This is a genomic window from Rhodococcus sp. MEB041 (assembly GCF_030208955.1).
GTDB lineage: Bacteria > Actinomycetota > Actinomycetes > Mycobacteriales > Mycobacteriaceae > Rhodococcoides.
In genome coordinates this window covers 816,877-837,020 of record NZ_JARVSZ010000005.1, presented here as the reverse complement: position 1 = coordinate 837,020, position 20,144 = coordinate 816,877, and the positions used below count along the sequence as shown (strand labels likewise).

General features: G+C 68.7%; 20 protein-coding genes. 10 read left to right on the top strand and 10 right to left on the bottom strand.

Annotated features, from left to right (window positions below; genetic code table 11):
• Position 1: 1 nt before the first annotated feature.
• From QRN16_RS18095 to QRN16_RS18085, 3 genes are read right to left on the bottom strand one after another with little or no spacing between them, the layout of a single operon-like run.
• On the bottom strand, positions 2-655 hold the full coding sequence (locus tag QRN16_RS18095) for a PadR family transcriptional regulator (protein ID WP_285188752.1): 654 nt from the start codon (positions 653-655) through the stop codon (positions 2-4).
• A gap of 36 nt (positions 656-691) precedes the next feature.
• Positions 692-1,999: a serine hydrolase domain-containing protein gene (locus QRN16_RS18090; RefSeq protein WP_285188750.1), complete on the bottom strand. Its 1,308-nt coding sequence runs from the start codon at positions 1,997-1,999 to the stop codon at positions 692-694.
• Entirely contained in the window at positions 1,996-3,579 is a 1,584-nt protein-coding gene (locus QRN16_RS18085; RefSeq protein ID WP_285188748.1) for a serine hydrolase, read from the bottom strand. The genes QRN16_RS18090 and QRN16_RS18085 overlap by 4 nt, the downstream gene beginning before the upstream one ends.
• Before the next feature lie 205 nt (positions 3,580-3,784).
• On the opposite strand from QRN16_RS18085, the gene QRN16_RS18080 reads away from it, so the two are divergent.
• On the top strand, positions 3,785-4,000 hold the full coding sequence (locus tag QRN16_RS18080; protein WP_027503699.1) for a hypervirulence associated TUDOR domain-containing protein: 216 nt from the start codon (positions 3,785-3,787) through the stop codon (positions 3,998-4,000).
• 171 nt (positions 4,001-4,171) lie between these two features.
• Here the strand turns inward: QRN16_RS18080 and QRN16_RS18075 are convergent, their stop codons facing one another.
• The gene (locus QRN16_RS18075) at positions 4,172-5,359 is read right to left on the bottom strand and encodes an aminotransferase-like domain-containing protein (RefSeq protein ID WP_285188745.1); all 1,188 of its coding nucleotides are present in this window, start codon (positions 5,357-5,359) and stop codon (positions 4,172-4,174) included.
• A 175-nt stretch (positions 5,360-5,534) separates the two neighbouring features.
• Positions 5,535-6,938: an NAD(P)H-quinone dehydrogenase gene (locus QRN16_RS18070; protein ID WP_027503701.1), complete on the bottom strand. Its 1,404-nt coding sequence runs from the start codon at positions 6,936-6,938 to the stop codon at positions 5,535-5,537.
• A gap of 161 nt (positions 6,939-7,099) precedes the next feature.
• On the opposite strand from QRN16_RS18070, the gene QRN16_RS18065 reads away from it, so the two are divergent.
• The gene (locus QRN16_RS18065; protein ID WP_027503702.1) at positions 7,100-7,567 is read left to right on the top strand and encodes a gamma-glutamylcyclotransferase family protein; all 468 of its coding nucleotides are present in this window, start codon (positions 7,100-7,102) and stop codon (positions 7,565-7,567) included.
• A gap of 20 nt (positions 7,568-7,587) precedes the next feature.
• On the opposite strand, the gene QRN16_RS18060 is transcribed toward QRN16_RS18065, so the two are convergent.
• The 3 genes from QRN16_RS18060 to QRN16_RS18050 are packed head-to-tail and all read right to left on the bottom strand — an operon-like array spanning position 7,588 to position 10,638.
• Complete coding sequence (locus QRN16_RS18060) at positions 7,588-8,754, bottom strand: M20 family metallopeptidase (protein ID WP_027503703.1); 1,167 nt, start codon at positions 8,752-8,754, stop codon at positions 7,588-7,590.
• A complete protein-coding gene (locus tag QRN16_RS18055) occupies positions 8,751-9,923 on the bottom strand; it encodes a M20 family metallopeptidase (RefSeq protein WP_222627186.1) in 1,173 nt (390 codons plus the stop codon). Before QRN16_RS18055 ends, QRN16_RS18060 begins: the two co-directional genes overlap by 4 nt.
• A gap of 13 nt (positions 9,924-9,936) precedes the next feature.
• The gene (locus tag QRN16_RS18050) at positions 9,937-10,638 is read right to left on the bottom strand and encodes an enoyl-CoA hydratase/isomerase family protein (protein WP_222627188.1); all 702 of its coding nucleotides are present in this window, start codon (positions 10,636-10,638) and stop codon (positions 9,937-9,939) included.
• Positions 10,639-10,727: 89 nt separating this feature from the next.
• Between QRN16_RS18050 and QRN16_RS18045 the strand changes: the two genes are divergently transcribed.
• The 3 genes from QRN16_RS18045 to QRN16_RS18035 are packed head-to-tail and all read left to right on the top strand — an operon-like array spanning position 10,728 to position 13,385.
• Positions 10,728-10,880 (top strand): hypothetical protein, encoded by a 153-nt coding sequence (locus QRN16_RS18045; RefSeq protein WP_197027699.1) that lies wholly within the window; start codon positions 10,728-10,730, stop codon positions 10,878-10,880.
• A 16-nt stretch (positions 10,881-10,896) separates the two neighbouring features.
• A complete protein-coding gene (locus tag QRN16_RS18040; RefSeq protein ID WP_373425290.1) occupies positions 10,897-11,784 on the top strand; it encodes a purine-nucleoside phosphorylase in 888 nt (295 codons plus the stop codon).
• Complete coding sequence (locus tag QRN16_RS18035; RefSeq protein ID WP_285188737.1) at positions 11,781-13,385, top strand: phospho-sugar mutase; 1,605 nt, start codon at positions 11,781-11,783, stop codon at positions 13,383-13,385. Before QRN16_RS18040 ends, QRN16_RS18035 begins: the two co-directional genes overlap by 4 nt.
• Here QRN16_RS18035 and upp read toward each other — a convergent pair.
• Positions 13,382-14,005, bottom strand: a complete 624-nt coding sequence (gene upp, locus QRN16_RS18030) for a uracil phosphoribosyltransferase (RefSeq protein ID WP_027503708.1) — start codon at positions 14,003-14,005, stop codon at positions 13,382-13,384. The genes QRN16_RS18035 and upp overlap by 4 nt on opposite strands.
• 148 nt (positions 14,006-14,153) lie before the next feature.
• On the opposite strand from upp, the gene QRN16_RS18025 reads away from it, so the two are divergent.
• Genes QRN16_RS18025 through QRN16_RS18010 form a run of 4 tightly spaced genes read left to right on the top strand, consistent with a single transcriptional unit; the run spans position 14,154 to position 17,257 of the window.
• The gene (locus tag QRN16_RS18025) at positions 14,154-14,477 is read left to right on the top strand and encodes a hypothetical protein (RefSeq protein WP_285188735.1); all 324 of its coding nucleotides are present in this window, start codon (positions 14,154-14,156) and stop codon (positions 14,475-14,477) included.
• Positions 14,474-15,469 (top strand): C40 family peptidase, encoded by a 996-nt coding sequence (locus QRN16_RS18020; protein WP_285188733.1) that lies wholly within the window; start codon positions 14,474-14,476, stop codon positions 15,467-15,469. Before QRN16_RS18025 ends, QRN16_RS18020 begins: the two co-directional genes overlap by 4 nt.
• Positions 15,466-15,981, top strand: a complete 516-nt coding sequence (locus tag QRN16_RS18015) for a hypothetical protein (protein WP_222638718.1) — start codon at positions 15,466-15,468, stop codon at positions 15,979-15,981. The genes QRN16_RS18020 and QRN16_RS18015 overlap by 4 nt, the downstream gene beginning before the upstream one ends.
• Positions 15,982-15,991: 10 nt before the next feature.
• Positions 15,992-17,257, top strand: a complete 1,266-nt coding sequence (locus QRN16_RS18010) for a SatS C-terminal domain-containing protein (protein WP_285188726.1) — start codon at positions 15,992-15,994, stop codon at positions 17,255-17,257.
• A 15-nt stretch (positions 17,258-17,272) separates the two neighbouring features.
• On the opposite strand, the gene QRN16_RS18005 is transcribed toward QRN16_RS18010, so the two are convergent.
• Positions 17,273-17,659 carry a DUF2200 domain-containing protein gene (locus tag QRN16_RS18005; RefSeq protein WP_285188724.1) on the bottom strand — a complete coding sequence of 129 codons (387 nt, stop codon included), beginning with the start codon at positions 17,657-17,659 and terminating at the stop codon, positions 17,273-17,275.
• 283 nt (positions 17,660-17,942) lie between these two features.
• Here QRN16_RS18005 and QRN16_RS18000 point away from each other — a divergent pair, with 283 nt between their 5' ends.
• Positions 17,943-19,892 carry a DUF6924 domain-containing protein gene (locus tag QRN16_RS18000; RefSeq protein ID WP_285188722.1) on the top strand — a complete coding sequence of 650 codons (1,950 nt, stop codon included), beginning with the start codon at positions 17,943-17,945 and terminating at the stop codon, positions 19,890-19,892.
• Positions 19,893-20,144: the final 252 nt, after the last annotated feature.

Genomic DNA, 20,144 nt, shown 5'->3' with positions numbered 1-20,144 from the left:
GTCACGGCTCGTGGGACACCTCCGGTGCACCCAGCCGCGCCGAGGCGTCGAGCATCGTCTCGGTCCGATCCCGGTGCGAGGTGGCCGGAGTCGTGGTGTCCGGCCAGTCCTCGATCTCGGCCAGCGCCCAGTCGCTCCACTCGACGATGTGCGAGAAATGTCCGACCATGAAGCGATTGGCGAGTGCCATCAGGTGCTGACGTTCCGGAAACGTCGCGACGGTGGTGTCTCGCAGCGTGACGGCGTGCCGCCCGAAGAGTCGGCGGGTGGCGTCGGCCTGCTCCCGCATCGTCCGCAGGTTGCCGCGCAGGTCCTCGATGGAACCCTGCTCGGCGAACAGCACCCGCATCATGCCCTCGAACTCGAGGGCCGACGGGCGAGACTTCTGCGCCAACCATGCCGTCAGGGCTGCGCGCCCCTCGTCGGTGATCGAGTAGACGGTGCGGGGACGAGCGCCCACGGCATCTGCTCTCGCTGACACGAGCCCGCGCTCGAGCAACTTCTTCGGAGCGTTGTAGTGCTGCCGTCCCGCCCGAGGCCACAGTTCGCCCACACCACGACTGAACAGTTCCGAGATGTCGTACGCGGTGAGGTCCCGCGACACCAACATGCCGAGCACGACGTAGGACGTCGTGGTGAGGTCGCCCTGAGCCACCGGTTCCACCTCTGGATTTCTCCCCCGGTAGCGAGCCTACTTGCCGGTGTCCTCCGCCACCTCGTCGATGTCGTCGGCTGTGTCCTCGGGGCCGGAAGACGGCCCGGACTGCTGCGGGTACAGGGCTTTCGCCAGCGACCCGGCCAGCGCCGCCGCCGGCGCACTCCCGTCCGTTCCGGGCGCCATGTTCGCCCAGACCACCATCGTCAGGTCGTTGACCGGGTCGTACCCCATGAAGGAGTTGTACCCGGGCATCTCGCCGATGTGGCCGAACATCGGGCCCATCTGCGCGAGTCCGTAGCCGTACCCGGCCGAGGACGGGTTGTCGGGGTCGGTCGGCTGCACACTGTCCATCCGCAGCTTCTGGGTGTCCGCGTCGAGGAGGTCGCCCTTGACCAATGCCCGGACCCACGTGGCCAGATCGTTCGCCGTCGAGATACCCTGGCCGGCCGAGCTCGTCCACGACGGGTTGTCGTTCGTGGTGTCCCTCGGCTGGACCGAGCCGGCGTCGATCGCAGCGATCCGCTCCGGAGACAGCGCTTCCTTGCCCTCCCCGAGCGTCTCGACGTTGCCGCTGTAGCTGTACCCGCGGGTGAACGGCGCCGGGATGCTCGTGTCGGTGGTGGTGGGATACGACGTCCCCACCAGCGCCAGTGGACCGAAGAGCCTGTCCTGGAAGATCTGGGCAATGGGCTTGCCGTCGAGCTTCTCGGCGATCAGTCCGAGCAGCACCGTGTTGGTGTTGGAGTAGCTGTAGCCCTCTCCCGGTGGGAAGTTCGGCGGATTGCTCAGCCCCAGTGCGACAAGCTCCTCGGCGGTCCACACCCGGCCGGGATCGGTGTCGAGTGCCTCGTTGAGCTCCACGGTCTGGGTGTAGCTGTAGAGCCCACTGCGCATGTCGAGCAACTGCCCGATCGTGATGGCATCGCCGTTCGGCACATCGGGTCGGAACGTGCTCACCGGATCGTCGACGGACAGCAACCCCTCCTGGACCATCTGCAGGATGACCGTGCCCGTCCATGTCTTCGTGTTCGAGCCGATCCGCACCTTCGTGTCGAGAGTCGGGACCTCCGACCGATCGGCCGCTACCGAACCCCAGGTCTTGACGTACTCACCGTCCGGCGTGGTGATCAGGACGACCATGCCGATCTCCCGCGACGTCGCGGCGACGTCCTCGACCATCGCGTCGAGAGCCGCGGGATCCAGTGGCAGGAGAGCCGATTCGGTCGCTGACGACGTGGCCGGTGCCGGCGTCTCGCCGCTGCCGGACGAGCAGCCCGCGAGGAAGATCAGGGCAGAGGCCGTCGCGATACCGACGGAACGAGAGACACTGCGGACAGTCATGAGCGTGTGAACCTTCCGAGTCCCTGCTTGTCGAGGTATTCGACCGTGAACGAGCCGGGAGCACCGTTCACGATCTCGAACGTGACCCCTGTCGGACCGACCGCGTTCTCGCCGGACGTCTCGAAGAAGTAGGTGTCACCGTCGTAGTGGGTCAGTGGGTACGTCAGCTGACCGTCCTTGCCGACGGTGAGCGTGAGCCGATCACCGTCCTCCGAGACCCGCGCCGGACCGTGGAACGGGCTGTCGAACGTTCCGACGTACTCGGTCGCGGGACGAGCAGGGGTCACCGAGGCCGGCGGTGTCGCGTAGTCGATCGGCGACGCCTCCTCCTCTGCGATCCCGTCGAAGATCCCGGCGATCAACGGTGCCCAGTCGACGGTCTGCCGACCGTTCCTCACCTGGTCCATGAATTGCGCGGCAACAGTTTCCGAGCCCCCGACCGGTGCCGAGTTGGACAGGACGACGATGCCCAGCTGTTCACTCGGCAACATGAACACGGTGGTGCTCGCCCCGAGGGCGAACGCTCCGGAATGCGACAGTTCGACGCGCCCCTTGTCGTCCGTGCCCACGTTGAATCCCAACCCGTAGAACGAGTCTCGCGCGCCCTCCGTCCCGGACGCGCCCGACAGGGAGTGCGAGGTGTGCGTGTACTGCAGTGCGTCCGCGTCGACGATGCGACGCCCCTCGAACTCACCCCCGCCGAGTTCCATGCGGATCCACTTCGTCATGTCGTCGACGGACGAACTCGCTCCGCCGGCAGGTGACTGGTTGTCGGGCTCGCGGACGTACTTCGCTTCCCATTCGGTGGTCGAACCCTCGGCGAGCACGTGGTTCACCGCATGGTTGGGCGAGTTCGCCCAGTCCTCGAATCGCGACGAGGTGTCGGCCATGCCGAGGGGCTCGTAGATGCGACGACGAGACAGCTCGGGCCAGTCGGTGTCCTGCGCCTTGGCCGCGGCATTGCCGGCGGCGGTGAACCCGAAGTTCGTGTACGCGTAGCTGTCCCGGAACGACGCCAGCGGGAGCTGGTCGAGGCGGCCCATGATGTCGTCGTAGTCGTAGCCGAAGTCCTCGAGCACGTCACCGGCGTGATCGGGCAGACCCGATCGGTGCGAGAGCAGATCGACGAACGTCGCGTGCTCGCTCACATACGGATCCGCCACCGCGAATTCGGGCTCGTACCTCCGCACGGGATCGGTCCAGTCGACCGCTCCGTCTCCGACCGAGGCAGCGATGACGCTGGACGCGACCGGCTTCGACACCGACGCGAGCTGGAACCGGGTGTGGGTGTCGACAGGCTCGTCGGTACCGACCTTCCGGACACCGAATCCGCGCGAGTACAGCACCTCGTCCTGGTACACGACGGCAGCCGCGACTCCCGGCGTCCCGGTTCGCGCCATCATCGCCTCGACGTACCCGTCGAGATCGCCGACGGCCGCGTCGACGTCTGCGCGGTCGATCTGGGCGGCAGGGACGGCCGGCGGGCTGTCCGCGAGTGGCTCCGGCGACGCCTCCTCCGAGCTGCATCCCGCTGCCACCAAGGCCAGCGTCAGTACCGTCGCAGCAATTCTCGCGGCCATCTCGTCTTCCCCGTTCGACGTGCCGAGTCCCCGTCCCACGAACATGGGCTGGAGACCGATCGGTTCGAGACCCTACGCCGACTGTGTACTTTGCACCATGCAAGTTGCACCATCGACCACCGGACGGTCGTGTGTGCCGACAGCACTTCCCGGGTATGAGCCCCACACCGGACAAGAGGAATCGGCAGACGGAAGGAACCGACACATGTCGAAGGACGAGTTCAGCAAGGGCGACAAGGTCGAGTGGAAGACGCACGGCACCACGACCGAAGGCGAGGTGGTCGAGAAGATCACCTCCGAGACCGAAGCCGGTGGGCGCACGGTCAAGGCGTCGAAGGACGACCCGCAGTACCGAGTGGAGAGTGACAAGTCCGGCAAGGACGCGGTGCACAAGCCCTCCGCGCTCGATCCGAAGGACTGACCCACTCACGCCTGCTCGTCGACGCCGGCTCTCCTCCGCTTCACCTGGTAGAGGTCGGCGTCGGCGCGTGCGAGAACGCTTTCGTGCCGAACACCAGGTGGCTGGACGCCGTCGACGGACCGCATGCCGACACGATGCCAGGTTCGGCGGGAGTCGGAAAACCGGAGAGGGCTACCGCGCGTCGTGCGCCGCGGCCAGGCGTCCCACGGCCTCCTGCAGCTCGTCGTCGGTCGACGTCGCGAAGCAGACGCGCAACGCGGTACCGAGTTCGTCGCCACCGGCCGGATCGAAGGCGCGACCGGGAACGTACGCGACGCCGCGGTCCAGCGCTGCCGGCAGCAGCGCCGACGTGTCCGTGCCGTCGGTGAACTGCACCCACAGAAACATCCCGCCACGGGCCGCATCGACCTCGATCGCCGAACCGAGTTCGCTCCGCAGTGCTCCGACCAGCACCTCCGCCCGTGCCGAGTAGACCGCACGTACGTCGTCCAGGTGCCGTCGCAGCCACGGCTCGTCCGCGAGCAGGTCCTCCGCGACCAGCTGCGTCAACGACGACCCGCACAGATCGGCGCTCTGCTTGATCCGCTCCACGGCGTCGCACACCGGTCGGGCCGCGGTGAGCCACCCGACGCGCAACGACGGTGCGAGGATCTTGGACGCCGAGCCCAGACGGATCACCCGATCGGACGCGATGGGGCCCGGCGGGGGTGCGTCGAACCACACGTCGCCGTAGGGATCGTCGTCGACGACCCAGAAGCCGTACCGTTCCGCGAGGGCGACGAGGGCGCGGCGACGCCCGACCGACAGCACTCCCCCGCGAGGATTGTGGAAGTTGCTGACGGTGTGCACGGCGCGAGGGCGCACTCCTGACTCGAGCAGCCGCGCGAGGGCATCGGTGTCGGTGCCGTCCGCATCGACCGGGACCGACTCGATACGGGCACCGACGGCCTGGAACGCTTGCAGCGCACCGGGATACACCGGTCGATCGACCACGACCACGTCGCCGGGATCGACCAGCACGGACGCGAGCAGGCTGAGCGCCTGCTGGGAGCCGTGCGTCACCACCACCGAGGTGGACGGCACCTCGACCCGGACGAGAGCCGACTCCCGCGCCGCGATGACGTCTCGGAGCCGCCGCACCCCCGTGGTCTCCGCGTACTGCAGGGCCGCGGTGTCGCCGCTCAGTATTCGATGCGTGACCTCGCGAATGACGCTGTGCGGCATGATGTCCGACGAGGGCAGACCGCCCGCGAGGGACAGAATGTCAGGCCGCGCGGTCAGCGTGAGCAGGTCACGAATCGCCGATCCGGTGATCGCCGAGGCGCGGACGGACAGGGGTGGCAGAACAGAGGACGACATGGATTCTCCGAGCATCGTGGGACACGAGGCGTCGCGGCGCGCTCACCGGGGTGGGCTCGGAGTCGGTCGTGACGAGAACGGTGCCGCGGGTGGGGCACCGTTCTCGTAGCGTAGCGCGGTGACTCACACAGTGGAACCACTGTCTCACAGTGTGGGATACAGTCGAGCGAGGGTGTCAGTCCAGATCGTCGTGGCGCATGAGCTGACGCGCCGCCTCGGTGATCGATCCCGTGAGCGACGGGTAGACCGAGAAGGTGGCGGCGAGATCGTTCACCGTCAGGTTGTTCTGCACAGCGATGGCGATGGGGAGAATCAGCTCGGACGCGGTGGGAGCGACGACCACTCCGCCGATGACCACACCCGTCGCGGGACGGCAGAAGATCTTGACGAAGCCGCGACGCAGGCCGGACATCTTGGCGCGTGGGTTCGTGTTCAGCGGCAGCATGACCGTGCGCGCGGGGACGTCCCCGTTGTCGATGGCGGACTGGCCGACACCCACCGTGGCGATCTCGGGTCGCGTGAACACGGCGGAGGCGACCGTCTTGAGCTTGATGGGGCTGACGCCCTCGCCCAGCGCGTGGTACATCGCGATGCGGCCCTGCATGGCGGCGACGGAGGCCAGTGGCAGCAGGCCCGTGCAGTCGCCCGCCGCGTAGATGCCGGGCACGCGGGTACGCGAGACCCGGTCCACGCGAAGGTAACCGCCGCGGTCGAGCTCGATGCCGACGCTCTCGAGGCCGAGGTTCTGCGTGTTCGGGACGGAGCCGACCGTCATCAGCGCATGCGAACCCTCGACGGTCTTGCCGTCGGACATCGTCACGACGATGCCGTCGGCGGTGCGGGTCACCGAGTCCGCGCGTGCGTTCTTGATCAACGTGACACCACGCTCGGACAGGACGTCCTCGAGCACGAGTGCCGCGTCGGCGTCCTCACCGGGAAGGACGCGGTCGCGACTGGACACGACGGTGACCTTGACGCCCATCTCGGTGTACGCGGAGACGAACTCGGCTCCGGTCACGCCGGACCCGACCACGATGAGGTGGGTGGGCAGGGAGTCGAGGTCGTAGAGCTGACGCCACGTCAGGATGCGCTCACCGTCGGGCTCGGCGCCGGGCAGGATGCGCGGGCTCGCACCGGTCGCGATGAGCACGACCTCGGCGTCGATCTCCTGCGTCGACCCGTCCGCCAGGGTGGCCTCCACCTGGTGGGCGGCCAGGCCGGGCTGCGTGTCCACCACCTTCGCCGTTCCCGACAGCACGGTCACGCCGACCGTCTGCAGACGGGCGCGGATATCGGAGGATTGAGCCTGCGCAAGGGATTTCACGCGGTTGTGGATCTGCGGCAGGTCGATGGTGGCCGAGGTCGGGTCGAGCTCGATACCGAGGTCGGACGCGCGACGCATGTCGGTGCGGATGCCGGTCGAGGCGATGAAGGTCTTGGACGGAACACAGTCCCAGAGGACGCAGGCGCCGCCCACTCCGTCGGAGTCGATGAGCGTCACCGTCCCGCCGTGCTGGGAGGCGACCAGAGCGGCCTCGTATCCGGCCGGTCCGCCTCCGATGATCACGATGCGGGTCATTCGTCCTCCGTTGCGGGTTTTCGGGAGAGTCCTGGCGAGTGAGGGTTGCTCACAGCATCAAACCTATTCCACGGGGTGCCGCGGCTGCACGTCAGGCCGAGCCCATATCGGTGGACACCTCGATCCGCGCGAATCGGGTACGACGGTTTAGGCTGACCGCCGTGCCGATCTATGCCGCTTACGGCTCCAACATGCACCCCGAGCAGATGCTCGAGCGGTGCCCCCACTCCCCTGCGGCCGGAACCGGGTGGTTGCCGGGGTGGCGTCTGACCTTCGGCGGCGGCGACATCGGCTGGGAGGGCGCGCTCGCGACCGTCGTGGAGGACCCCGACTCGAAGGTGTTCGTCGTGCTCTACGACGTCTCACCGGAGGACGAGGAGAGCCTCGACCGGTGGGAGGGTTCCGAGCTCGGCATCCACCGCAAGATCCGCCTCCGCGTCGAGACGGACGACGAACCCGTCCTGGCGTGGCTCTACGTGCTCGACGCCTACGAGGGTGGGCTGCCCTCGGCGCGCTATCTCGGCGTCATGGCCGAGGCTGCGGAGATCGCCGGCGCCCCGGCCGACTACGTACGCGACCTGCGCACCCGCAACAGCCGCAACGTCGGCCCCGGGACCTCGTCGCTCTGATCCTCGGGCAGCTCTGATTCTCAGGCGACGGGGTCGTCTCCCAGTCCCAGCGCCAGTGCCGTCATCGTGCGGACACCGACGGCCAGCGCACGCTCGTCCAGGTCGAACGTCGGCTGATGGATGTCGAGCTGGGGTCCGACGCCCGACCACACGCCGAGACGCGCCATCGCGCCCGGCACGTGCTCGAGGTACCACGAGAAGTCCTCGCCGCCGCCGGACTGTGCGGTGTCGGCCAGGGCATCCGGGCCCAGCGAGCGGATGGCCGCCTCGAAGCGCCGGGTGGCGTGTTCGTCGTTGACCACCGGCGGCACGCCGCGGCGGTAGTGCACCTCGTACTTCACGCCGGTGGGCGCGAGCACGCCGGCGACGATCTCCTGCACCAGCGGCTCGAGCAGTGCCCACGTCTCGTGGTCGCCCGTTCGGACCGTGCCCGTGAGCATCCCCTTCTGCGGGATGGCGTTCGGGGCCTGACCTGCGACGACGGCGCCCCACACCATGACGGTGCTGGTACGCGGGTCGACGCGGCGGCTCAGCAGTCCCGGCAGACCGGTGATGACCGTGCCCAGCGCGTACACCAGGTCGGACGTCAGATGCGGACGGGAGGTGTGTCCGCCGGCCGAGTCCAACCGCAGTTCCACGGTGTCCGCCGCGGAGGTGATCGCGCCCACGCGGATGCCGACGCGTCCGACCTCGAGACGGGGATCGCAGTGCAGCGCGTAGATCTGCGACACGCTCTCCAGCGCGCCCGCGGCCACCATGTCGAGAGCGCCCCCGGGCATGACTTCCTCGGCGGGCTGGAAGATCAGCCGGACGCCGTGCGGCAGCGAGTCGAGTGAGGCCAGCGCCAGACCGGTCGCCAGCAGAACCGTCGTGTGGGCGTCGTGTCCGCAGGCATGGGACACGCCCGGGACCGTCGACGAGTACTCGGCGCCGGTGAACTCCGTCAGGGGCAGCGCGTCCATGTCGGCCCGGAGAGCGACGCGCGGACCGGCGGGGCCGATGTCGCAGATGACGCCGCTGCCACTGGGAAGCACCACCGGGGACAGTCCCGCGGCGGTGAGGGTCTCGGCGACGAACTTGGTCGTCTCGAATTCCTGCCTGGCCAGCTCGGGGTGCATGTGAATCCGTCGACGCCACGTCACGAGATCCGCCCCGTGTGCTGCGATCCAGGCGTCGGCCGGATTCATCGTCGTACCGTCCTCTCGTGTGTGCCCTCGACGAGTCGAGAGCGTTGTTGTGGGTCGGTGGCCGCCGCGACGGCCACCCGAGCGAGGGCGCGGGCCCCGTCGACGACGGCGCGGTCGGCCGACTCGGTGATGCACGCCGTGGTGAAACCTGGCTGGTGAGTGACCGCGCCGCCGGAATCGAGACCGATCACCGGATGGATGCCCGGGATCCGCGCGGTGACGTTGCCCATGTCCGTGCTGCCGAACGGGCGCGAGGTCTCGAACTCCTCGGGAACCAGTGCGCGACCGAGAGTGCTTGCGACACGACGGTATTCGGCCACCAGCCAAGGATCGGGAGTGAGTTCGGTGTAGGTCGGGGACACGGTGACGATCTCGTGGGTGCACCCGGTGGCCACCGCTCCGGCCTCGAAACATCCCCGCGCGCGGCGATCGAGATCGGCGAGTGCCTCGGCAGTGTCCGCGCGCAGGTAGTAGAACATCTCCGCCGATCCGGGGACGATGTTCGGGGCGGTGCCGGCGTGACCGACGATGCCGTGGATCTGCTGACCCGGGCGCAGATGCTGGCGCAACAGGCCGACACCGACCTGCGCGACGGTGACGGCGTCGCCCGCGTTGATGCCCCACTCGGGCGCCGCGGAGGCGTGCGCTTCACGCCCTGCGTATCGAACGGCGATGTCCGACAACGCGAGTGAGCGCGCGGCGGCGATGTCGAACGGACCGGGATGCACCATCATCGCCAGCGAGACGTCGTCGAACACCCCGGCGTCGAGCATGAGAACCTTGCCGCCGCCGGACTCCTCGGCCGGGGTGCCGAGCACCCGGACGGTCAGCCCCAGCTCGTCGGCGACCGACGCGAGGGCCAGCCCCGCACCGACCGCCGACGCCGCGATGATGTTGTGTCCACAGGCGTGGCCGATCTCCGGCAGTGCGTCGTACTCGGCGCACACGGCGACCACCAGCTCGCCCGAACCGTAGGTCGCGTCGAACGCCGTCGGCAGGCCCGCGACGCCCCGCCGCACCTCGAATCCGCCACCTGCGAGCAGATCGGCCGTCGCCGCCGACGCGAAGTGCTCCTCGAAGGCCAGCTCCGGACGCGCGTGCACGGCGTGCGACAGGGCGACGAGATCGCCGGTCGCGGCGTCGAGAACGGAATCGAGGGTCGAGGACACGGGACTCAGTGTGTCACTGCCCCAGTGAGAAGGTGCTCTCCGCCGTGGGGACGGACAGCGCGGCGAGGGTGCGCACGTGGATGCTGTCCTTGATGGACGTGAGGTTGGCGCCGCGGGTGGACACCCGTTCGGCCGCCTGCGCCACCGCGGTGGACAGCAGCTCGTCCTCGCCGGCGACGGCCTGCACGATGCCGAACTCGAGGGCGTCCGCGCCGCCGTAGCGACGGCCGGTGGTCATCGCGTCGATCATCGTCCGACTCGGCAGTCGCTCGGCCAGCAGCGTCGACATGCCCTCGGTGAACGGCATGCCGAGGTTCACCTCGGGAAGGCAGAAGAAGCCCCGGTCCGCGCGCATGACGGACGTGTCGTGGCACAGGGCGAGCATAGCTCCGGCGCCGAAGGCATGGCCCTGTACGGCGGCGACCGTGGCCATCGGGAAGCGCAGCAGCCGGGTGTAGACGGTGTGCACCAGGTCGAGGTACTCCGGAATGGAGTCCGCGTGGCTGAACAGGTAGTCGGTGTCCAGGCCGTTCGAGTAGAACTTGCCGCCGCCGACGGTCACCAACGCGGCCGGACCCTCCGACGCCTCGGCCTCGTCGAGGAGCGTGTGCACCTGCTCGATCCACTCCGGATGGAAGCGGTTCTCCGGGTTGACGCCGTCGGCGTGGGCGAGGCTGAGGACGAAGACGTCTCCGTGGCGATCGAGTGAAGGCATGGACGGATGGTACTCGTCGGTAACCAGACCCCGATCGACGCCGGCGACGCTCGGTTGCGCGGGAACGATTTCCGGAGGACCGTGCAGTCATGGCTCTCGCGGCGATCCTCCAGCTCGGTGTGATCGTGCTGCTCGCAGCCCTCTCCGCGATGCTGTTGTTCGTCGGCGCGTTCGGATCGGGCGCCGTGATCGCCTCGGCCGCGTCGGTGTGGTTCTGGCGTCTCTACCGAGCCCACACCTGACACTCCGCCGTCTCGCCTGCCGCAGCGAACACCCGCCCGCGGCGATAGGGTCGGACGTGTGAGCACTCCCCCCGTACCGGCCGACTCGGAGAACGCACTCGTCGATCCCGAGACCGATCCCACCGGAGCCGCGGAGGCGGCCGCCGCCGCCCTGGCCCGGATCACCGGCATCGCCGAGCATCCCGTGGCAGTGGTCCTCGGATCCGGGTGGCAGAAGGCCGCGGAGCAGTTCGGCACACCCCAGCACATCGTTCCCATGTCCTCGCTGCCCGGCTTCGCCGCACCCAAGGCGCTGGGCCACTCCAACGCCATGTGGTCCGTGGACGTCGAGGGCACACAGGTCCTGATCCTGCTCGGGCGCACCCACGCGTACGAGGGACATCATCTCGGCCGCGTGGTCCATCCCGTCCGCACGGCGGCCGCCGCCGGCGCTCGCACCATCGTCCTGACCAACGCGGCGGGCGGCATCCGTGAGGGCATGGCTGTCGGCGATCCCGTGCTGATCTCCGACCACCTCAACCTGACGGCGCGGTCACCGCTGATCGGCGCCCAGTTCGTCGATCTGGTCGACGCGTACTCGGCCGACCTGCGCGAGGTGGCCCGAGGAATCGACCCGAGCCTGACCGACGGCGTCTATGCCGGACTGCCCGGCCCGCACTACGAGACGCCCGCCGAGATCCGCATGCTCCGCACGCTGGGCGCCGACCTCGTCGGTATGTCCACGGTGCACGAGACCATCGCGGCTCGGGGTGCGGGTGCCCGTGTCCTCGGTATCTCGCTGGTGACCAACCTCGCGGCCGGGATGACCGGAGAGCACCTGGACGGCGACGAGGTGATCGCCGCCGGCGCCGCCTCGGCCGAGCGGATGGGAACTCTGCTGCGACGGCTGGTCCCGCAACTGTGACAGAACTCGACGCCGTCGTCCGGCAGTGGATCGAGGACGATCCGGACCCCGCGACGCAGGCGGAACTGCGCGATCTCGACGCGAGTGATCTGGCCTCGCGTTTCGCCGGTGCGCTCACGTTCGGCACCGCGGGTCTGCGCGGACCCGTGCAGGCCGGGCCCGGTGGCATGAATGTCGCCGTCGTCACGAGGGCCACACACGGTGTGGCGCAGTATCTCTCGCGTCATCACGCGACCGGCTCCGAGGTGCTGGTGGGCCGGGACGCCCGGCACGGCTCCGCGGAGTTCGCCGTCGCCGCGGCCGAGGTCCTGGCCGCGGCGGGCTTCCGCGTCACCCTGCTCCCGAACCCGGCGCCGACCCCGGTGCTCGCGTTCGCCACGAGGTCACGCGGCGCCGTCGCCGGCATTCAGATCACCGCTTCGCACAATCCCGCGGCAGACAACGGCTACAAGGTCTACCTCGACGGCGGCGCCCAGTTGGTGTCGCCCGCCGACCGGGAGATCGAGGAGTTCATCCGGCAGGCGCCGGGTGCGTCCTCGATCGCACGCACCGCCGTCACGCCCACCGCGGACCCCGTGATCGAGCAGTACCTCGACCGGGTGGCACAGCGCGTTCCCGAGCGGCCGTCGCACTCCACCCTCCGTGTGGCACTCACTCCGATGCACGGGGTCGGCGGGCCCGTGGCCGTGGAGGCGTTGCGCCGCAGCGGTGTCACCGACGTCCACATCGTGACGTCGCAGTTCGACGCCGACCCGGACTTTCCCACCGTGACCTTTCCCAACCCCGAGGAGCCGGGCGCGGCGGACCAGGTGCTGGCGCTCGCCGCCGAGGTCGACGCGGCACTGGCCATCGCTCTGGACCCGGACGCGGACCGGTGCGCGATCGGCGTGCGCGGACCGAACGGTGTCCGCATGCTCACCGGCGACGAGACGGGAGCGGTGATCGCAGACCACATCCTGCGGTCGGCGCCGCCGGGATCACTCGTGGCCAGCACCATCGTGTCGTCGAGCCTGCTCTCGGCGCTCGCGCCGGCCCGCGGTGCCCGCTACCGGCGCACGCTCACCGGCTTCAAGTGGCTCGTGCGCGCCGGCGACGGCCTGGTGTACGCCTACGAGGAGGCGATCGGACACTGCGTCGACCCGGACGCGGTGCGAGACAAGGACGGCGTCTCGGCGGCCGTGCTGCTCGCACACATCGCGGCCGAGCTGGCCGAGGAAGGACGCACGATCCTCGACGTCCTCGACGATCTCGACCGCGAGTTCGGAGCACGCGTGGGCACCCAGGTGTCGCGGCGCGTCACCGACCTCTCGGAGATCGGCGACATGATGACGCGCCTGCGTTCCGCCCCACCGACGACGTTGGCGGGTGCGACGGTGACCGTACGCGACCTGAACACCCCCGACGCCGAACTCCGCACCGATGCAGTGGAACTGACCAGCGAACGGTTCCGCGTCATCGTTCGGCCGTCGGGAACCGAACCGAAGCTGAAGGCCTACCTCGAAGTGGTCGAGCCGGTGGCGACGGCGGAGGATCTGGCTCCGGCCAGGACTCGCGCGGCCGACACGCTCGAGTCCCTGGCCGACTTCGCCCGCTCGCTCTAGCGAGGACCGAACTGGCGGTCCCCGGCGTCACCGAGGCCCGGCACGATGTACGCGTTCTCGTTCAGACCCTCGTCGATGCTCGCGGCGACGAGGCGCACGGGCAGTCCCGACGACGCGAGTGCCTGCACTCCCTCGGGGGCGGCCACGACGCAGATGCACGTGACGTCGTCCGCGCCGCGCTGCACCAGCAGCTCGATGGTGTGGACCATCGACCCGCCCGTGGCGAGCATCGGGTCGAGGACGTACACCGGGTAACCGGCCAGGTCGTCGGGCAGCGATTCCATGTACGGCACCGGCTGATGTGTCTTCTCGTCGCGCGCGATGCCGACGAAGCCCATCCGCGACTGCGGGATCAGCGAGCTGGCCTTCTCCACCATGCCCAGGCCCGCGCGCAACACCGGCACCAGCAGCGGCGGCGACTTCAGTCGCGTCCCGGTGGTCACCGCGACCGGCGTCGTGACGTCGAACTCGACCACGGGCGCGTCGCGCAGCGCCTCGTAGACCAGCATCTGCGTCAGCTGGCGCAGTGCGGATCGGAACGCGGGGTTGTCCGTCGACTGGTCGCGCATCTGGGTCAGCAGCGCGGACGCGAGGGGGTGGTCGAGTACGCGGGTGTCCATGTCGGGCGTGGTGTTCACCGGGATCACCCTAGTCGGCGATCGGCGCCCACTCCCGGTCGAACGGATCCGCGTGATCGGGGAACCGCGAGCCGCTCCGCACCGTCTGACTTCGAGACGGTGCGAGCACGCGAGTGAACGGTGGACTGCAGTGGCCGAGAGCGGTACGACATTCGACGTCCGAGTGGACGGTCTGCACGACGGTGCCGGCCGTCTGACCGACGCCGCACTCCTCGTGCGGGACGCGTCCACGGTGGCACGGGGTGCAACGGGCTCCGCGGCGACGCTCGGCCTCGTCGGAGCCGACTTCGGAGTCGCGTTCGCCGGTGCCGCGGCGCGCTACGCCGACGGCCTCGGCGCGCTGTCCGACCTGTTCGAGCACCTCGGGTCGTCCGTGCAGTCCGCAGCGCGGTCCTACGGCGACGGCGACACCGCGCTGTCCGACGTGCTCGTCGGCACCGGTGCACCGCGATGATCGATCTGCTGGCCGCGCCCCTCGAGACTCTGATCCGCTCTCTCGGCACCGGCTGTCCGTCCCCGGACACCGATTCCCTCGACTCGGGCATCGCGTCACTGTCCGACGCCTCGCGACAGGTGACCGACGGAGTCACCGCTCTCTCGGACGCGTGGTCCGGACCCGCGTCCGAGGCCGCTCTCGACCTCACCGTGCGCGGCGCCGCCGCGGCCGGGTCGATGATCGAGCACGCCGGCGCGCTGCAGTCACTCGCCGCGGAGGCGCAGGCGAGCGTCGCGCGTGGGGTCGCCGAGCTGCAGACCATCATGGCCGCTTTCCTCACGGGCGCAGCGGCGCTCGCGCCCGCGGCCCTCACTCCCCCGGGACAGACCGCACTCATCGCCCACGCGACGCACCACCTCGACAATGCTCTCGCCGTCCACGCTCGGGTGCGAGCAGAGCTCGATGCCCTGGCCGCCCGCGTCGGCGCACTCGTCGTGCCGGCGGTTCCCGCGCTTCCGTCTCTTCCCGCGTCGCCGGACGCGGCTCTCCGCGGGCTGTTCGCGCCGACGGCTCCGGAGCAGCCGGCCGATCCGGCGTCGCCCGGCGCCGACGGGACCGGCACGCTCGTGACGCTTCCCGACGGCAGCACCGCCATGGCGCCCAACGAGCGCGCGGCCGGAGCCGTCCGCTTCGCGCTCGCCCAGCAGGGCACGCCGTACGTATGGGGTGGCACCACCCCCGGCCAGGGCCTGGACTGCAGCGGACTCACACAGAGCGCGTACGGCACCGCCGGAGTGGACCTGCCGCGGCTCGCTGCCGACCAGGCGGTGGGCAGCCCGGTGAGCGCCGAGGACCTGATGCCGGGCGACCTCGCCGTGTGGGACGGTCACGTCGCGATGGTGGTGGGGAACGGTCAGATGGTGGAGGCGGGCGACCCGGTCAGCGTCAGTGCCGTCCGGACGTCGAACGTCGGCATGAGCTTCCACGGCTTCTACCGGCCGACCGCATGACCGGCGGACACGCCACCTCGCGCGCCGGACGCATCGTGGTGCTGCCGTCCGGCGAGATCGTGGACCTGGAGCTCGAACGTAGGGAGCTCGCCTTCGGGGGTTCCGCGGTGGCTGCCGCGGTGCTGATGCTGCACGGGCTCGCGCATCCGGTGGCGCCGGTGCCCGCGGCGGGCCCTGCCGACGACGACTTCCTCGAGACCGACTCGTCCGGTTCGGCACGACGTGTGTCCGCACTGCTGCACCGCACTCTCGACGACCTGGCCCGCGTGCGCGGCCGCAACGACAGGGACGACGCGCTCGTCCGGGCCGAGGTGGACGCGCACGGACGTCTGGTCGGCCTCACCGTCGAGGACGACGTCCGAGAGATGCGCTGTCATCGGGTCGAGGCGGCGATCGTCCACGCGGTGAACACAGCCGTTCTGGCCGTCGTTCTCGAGCGTGCCGACATCCACGCCGCCCTGCGTCTGGGGCTCGACACGGCGTCCAGTGAGGACGCCCGGCGGCTGGGATAGGCTCGCGGCCATGGCTGGAGACATCGTCCCGATCGAACTCGGTGTGACTGCCGGCGACCTCGTCACCCTGTGGGCGCCCGAGTGGCGTGAGGACGGCGAGGAGTGGGAGGCCTTCCTCGGTCGCGAGGACGATCTCTACGCGTTCCCGTCGGTGGCCGAGATGGCGGCGTTCATCCGCACCGACACCGACAACGACCTCGTCGACCATCCGCAGTGGCGCACCGTCGTCGCGCTCTCCGCAGCGCACATCGAGCCGGACGACGACCACGTCTACGACCTCGTGGGCGTTCCGGAGCTCGCCGCGGGGGATCCAGACGAGGACTCCATCATCGAGCTGGCCCGCTCCCTCGAGATGGCACGCACCCTCGGCGAGGTCTGCGAACTGGATGCCGTCACTCGCTTCTTCTCTGCCAACGCGCTTCTCGGAGTGCTGTCCCGCGGTGCCGACGCCTTCGTCGGGCGTGAGGGCTCGCAGCTGTGGAACCGTATCGGTGCCGTCGTGGCGAAGGGGTGGGACGCCGTCCTCGACGCCATCGACACCGTCTTGACCACTCCCGACGTCGATGCCGAGGCGACTGCCGTGGCCGATGCGGAGATCACGGCCGCAGCCGAGAACATCGTGGACGCAGAGGATCTGGACGACGAGGACATCGACACGGACGACGACACCTCGTCGGACGACTCCGACGTAGTCGTGGTCCCTGTCGACACCGAGGACGAGGACGAGACCTTCTGGGGCTCGGTGGGTATCGATCCGGTGCGCATCATCACCTCCGAGGACACGTACTACACGCTGCGCTGCTACCTCGACGACGAGCCGCTGTTCCTGGGACGTTCGGGCGCGATCTTCGTGTTCGGTAGTGAGCGGGCGCTCGCCCGATACCTGGCCGACGATCACGACCACGACCTCACGACGGTCAGCACGTACGACGACGTGCGCACCGCGGCCGTCGACGGTTCTCTCGACGTGCAGGTGACCGACGAGAACGTATACGTGCTGCCCGGGCTCGCCGACGACCTGGCCCGCGGACCGGAATCCGTCGACGCCGATCAGCTCGATCTCGCCGTCGAACTGTTCACCGACGCAGCCGACTACGCCAAGGACGCGTCCGTCGAGGAGGCACTGGCGCCGGCCACTCCCCTCGGCTGGCTCATCTCCTACATCCTCGAGCCGGTGGACGGACGCATGGCTCCGAGCGCCCCGTTCGACGCGGAGGCGGAGTCGTGGCGCGCCCTCGAGCGCGAGTTCGAGACCCGGTTGCGTCCGACCACCTGACCGTCGGCGCGCCGATCAGGCGCGCAGGATCTTCGCCATCGGTCGCCCCTTGGCGAGCTCGTCGACGAGCTTGTCGAGGCGACGGATGTTCTGCATCAGCGGATCCTCCACCGACTCCACCCGCACACCACACACCGACCCCGTGATGAGCGGCGCGTTCGGATTCAGCTGCGCGGCCTCGAAGAAATCGAGGAACGTCGTGTCCGCCGACAGGTGACGGGCCAACTCGGCGTCGTCGAAGCCCGTGAGCCAGCGGACGACCTCGTCGAGCTCGTCCTTCGTCCGACCCTTGCGCTCCAACTTGGTGACGTACAGCGGATACACGGACGAGACGGGGGTGGTGAAGATGCGGTGCACGGGTGGGAGTGTATTCGGCTCGTCGGCCACGTGGTGCGATCCCATCAACTGACCGGTTCGACCCGAGCGCACTCACCTGCTTCACATCACCATTCACGATCGAACCGTCGGGTACGTTCCAGGAATGGCGCCGAGATGGGAGCAGTTGCGAGGTTCCAACTACGGGACGATGGGCCGGTCCGTTCGAGGAGTCGTCCACCGACCGGACGGATCGTCGCAACTCGTGCGCCATGCACCTGAGTCCAGCTGGCGTTACGAGAATGAACTCGGCGAGCCCACATACGTGGAAAATGCGACCGATCGGTGGTCTCGCGATCAAGACGCGGTGATGGTTCATACCGTCAAGCACCCCGGAACCGTGTACGTCGTCATGGGTCCCGGCTCGCCGTCGCTGCTACTTCGCGCGTACGACCTCTTCCCTCCGAACCCCACGCCCGGCTATCACGACCAGCTGTTCGGCGAGCCGAGCACGCCGCGGGCAGCCCGAGTGCGGGGCCGCGACGGTTGGGAAGTGAGTGGTCAGGACAGCCAGATGAACCTGACCGTGACGTACGTCTTCGATGCGGAACTCGGCGTCGCCATTCGGTGGCAGCGCGGCGACGAGTGGATGGAACTGACCGACCCTCACCTCGACGATGCTTTTGATCGAGAGCTGTTCACGTGGTCCGGACCGTCACGACCGTTCGAGGAAGCCGTATCGCGGGCGCAGCGCGAATACGACGAACGCCAACGTGCGCTGGCCTTGATCCCGCAGGCAGTCCCGACGTGGCTTCCGTTGACGACGAATGTCCATCCACAGTCCGGCGATGCCCGTACAGGCGAGCTGAGCCTGGACATCACCGGTCACGCCCCCCAATTCACGCTGCGGCGGTGGGTGACATCGATCGGTGAGCCGGCTCTGGCGTGGCCGAACGAGAACACGCCGGAACGCTACCGGCGGACCATCGGCGACTGGACGTACGAGATCCGCAGCTACAACGACTTCTCGGAAACCGACTGCGCTCGCATCATCGAGTCCATCGTTCCGGTCGCTCCACCCGATCGCGATCCAGCAGACATCCTGGCCGAGCTCGCCGACGAGGAGTCCGACCGACGCGAGGCGGAGGTGTCCGAGAGCCTCGGGACCGGGCGCGTGATCACCGACCATCTCGGCGGCGAGTCTCTCCTCATCCGAACGGATTTCACCGACGACGCACGATGGCGCGACGTCGCGGTAGCGGCGATGGCGCCCGTACCGAGTGGCGGCGAAGGGGAGTTCGCGGCGTACCTCACGTGCATCGACAACCGGCAGTACGACGGCCTGACCGTCGACGGACTGATCGACATCATCGGGGATGAACCGACCCACTACGTCTTCCTCGCCGACTCCGTTACCGTCAACGATCCCGAGATGCCCATCGTTGCGGTGCATACCGGTCCCGACAACCCGGAAAGCCCGCGCGGCAGAACGTTTCGTGTCATTCCCACGGAGATGTGGGGCGTGGAGAACAATCTGTCGATCTCCAACATGGACTTCGAGTCCTTCGCCGACAGCGTCGACGAGGACGGCGTGTTCCGCGGGTTTCCCCAGCCGCCCCAGCCCGTCGAACAGGTGACCACACGTGACGTCGCGCAGTGGATCGCCGACGACCTCACCACGGACGCACTCCGTGACTTCCACGCCGAGATCTCCGGGTGGAAATACCGCTACCCCGTCCAGCTGTTCGACGTCGACCTGAGCGACGTGAACGCCCAGTTCGGAGACAGCAAGGTGTCGGCACCGGGCGCACCCTCGGGGTACGAAGAGTTCGTGGCCGCGACAGCCGAAGGCGGCACCGCTCTGCGTGGGTCCGTCTGGACACACGACGGGCACTGGACATTTCTCGTGCATCACGACTCTCACCGCCCGATCGCCGCGTACCGCGTCACACTCGCTCCCTACGCTCCCCCGCCGCCGCAGGAAGGCGTACAGCAGACCCCGAGATACGAAGTGCCGTTCGTGTGCACCGAGCCGAGATCACCGATCCTCACCGACGAGGACGACCTGGTCGACCGCGATCTCGTACAACGGGCCGTCCTCGCAGAAGCTGCACGGCTGCACCCCGATGCCGACATCACCGGAGGAATGCCGCTGATGAATCGGATCCCTCGCCTAGTCGGTATACAGATCGGCAGCCACGTCCAGATCGACCGTCAGCCGGTCTTCTACGTAGCCATCGTGACCGATGTCCAGGACGAGTTCCTGATCATCGAGGTGCCACAGGAGGGACTGAGAATTGTCGGACCCGGCGAACCCTGATTGTGCACCGAGATACCCCGGTGGGTTCGGGCACAAGCTTCACCCCAAGCCCAAGGTGTTGCGGTGACGTCTCTGCGTACGCGGGGCGCCGGTCCGATGCCTCACGACTTCGAGGTGCCCGCGCTCGTGCGCCTGCTGTTCCCTCAGAAGCGGGACGGTGAACGAGATCTATCAACGAGTCGAATGCACTGGATCAGCAGCTTGCGGGGAAACTGACACCGACTCGTTGCGGAGTCCAAAACAACCACGTCA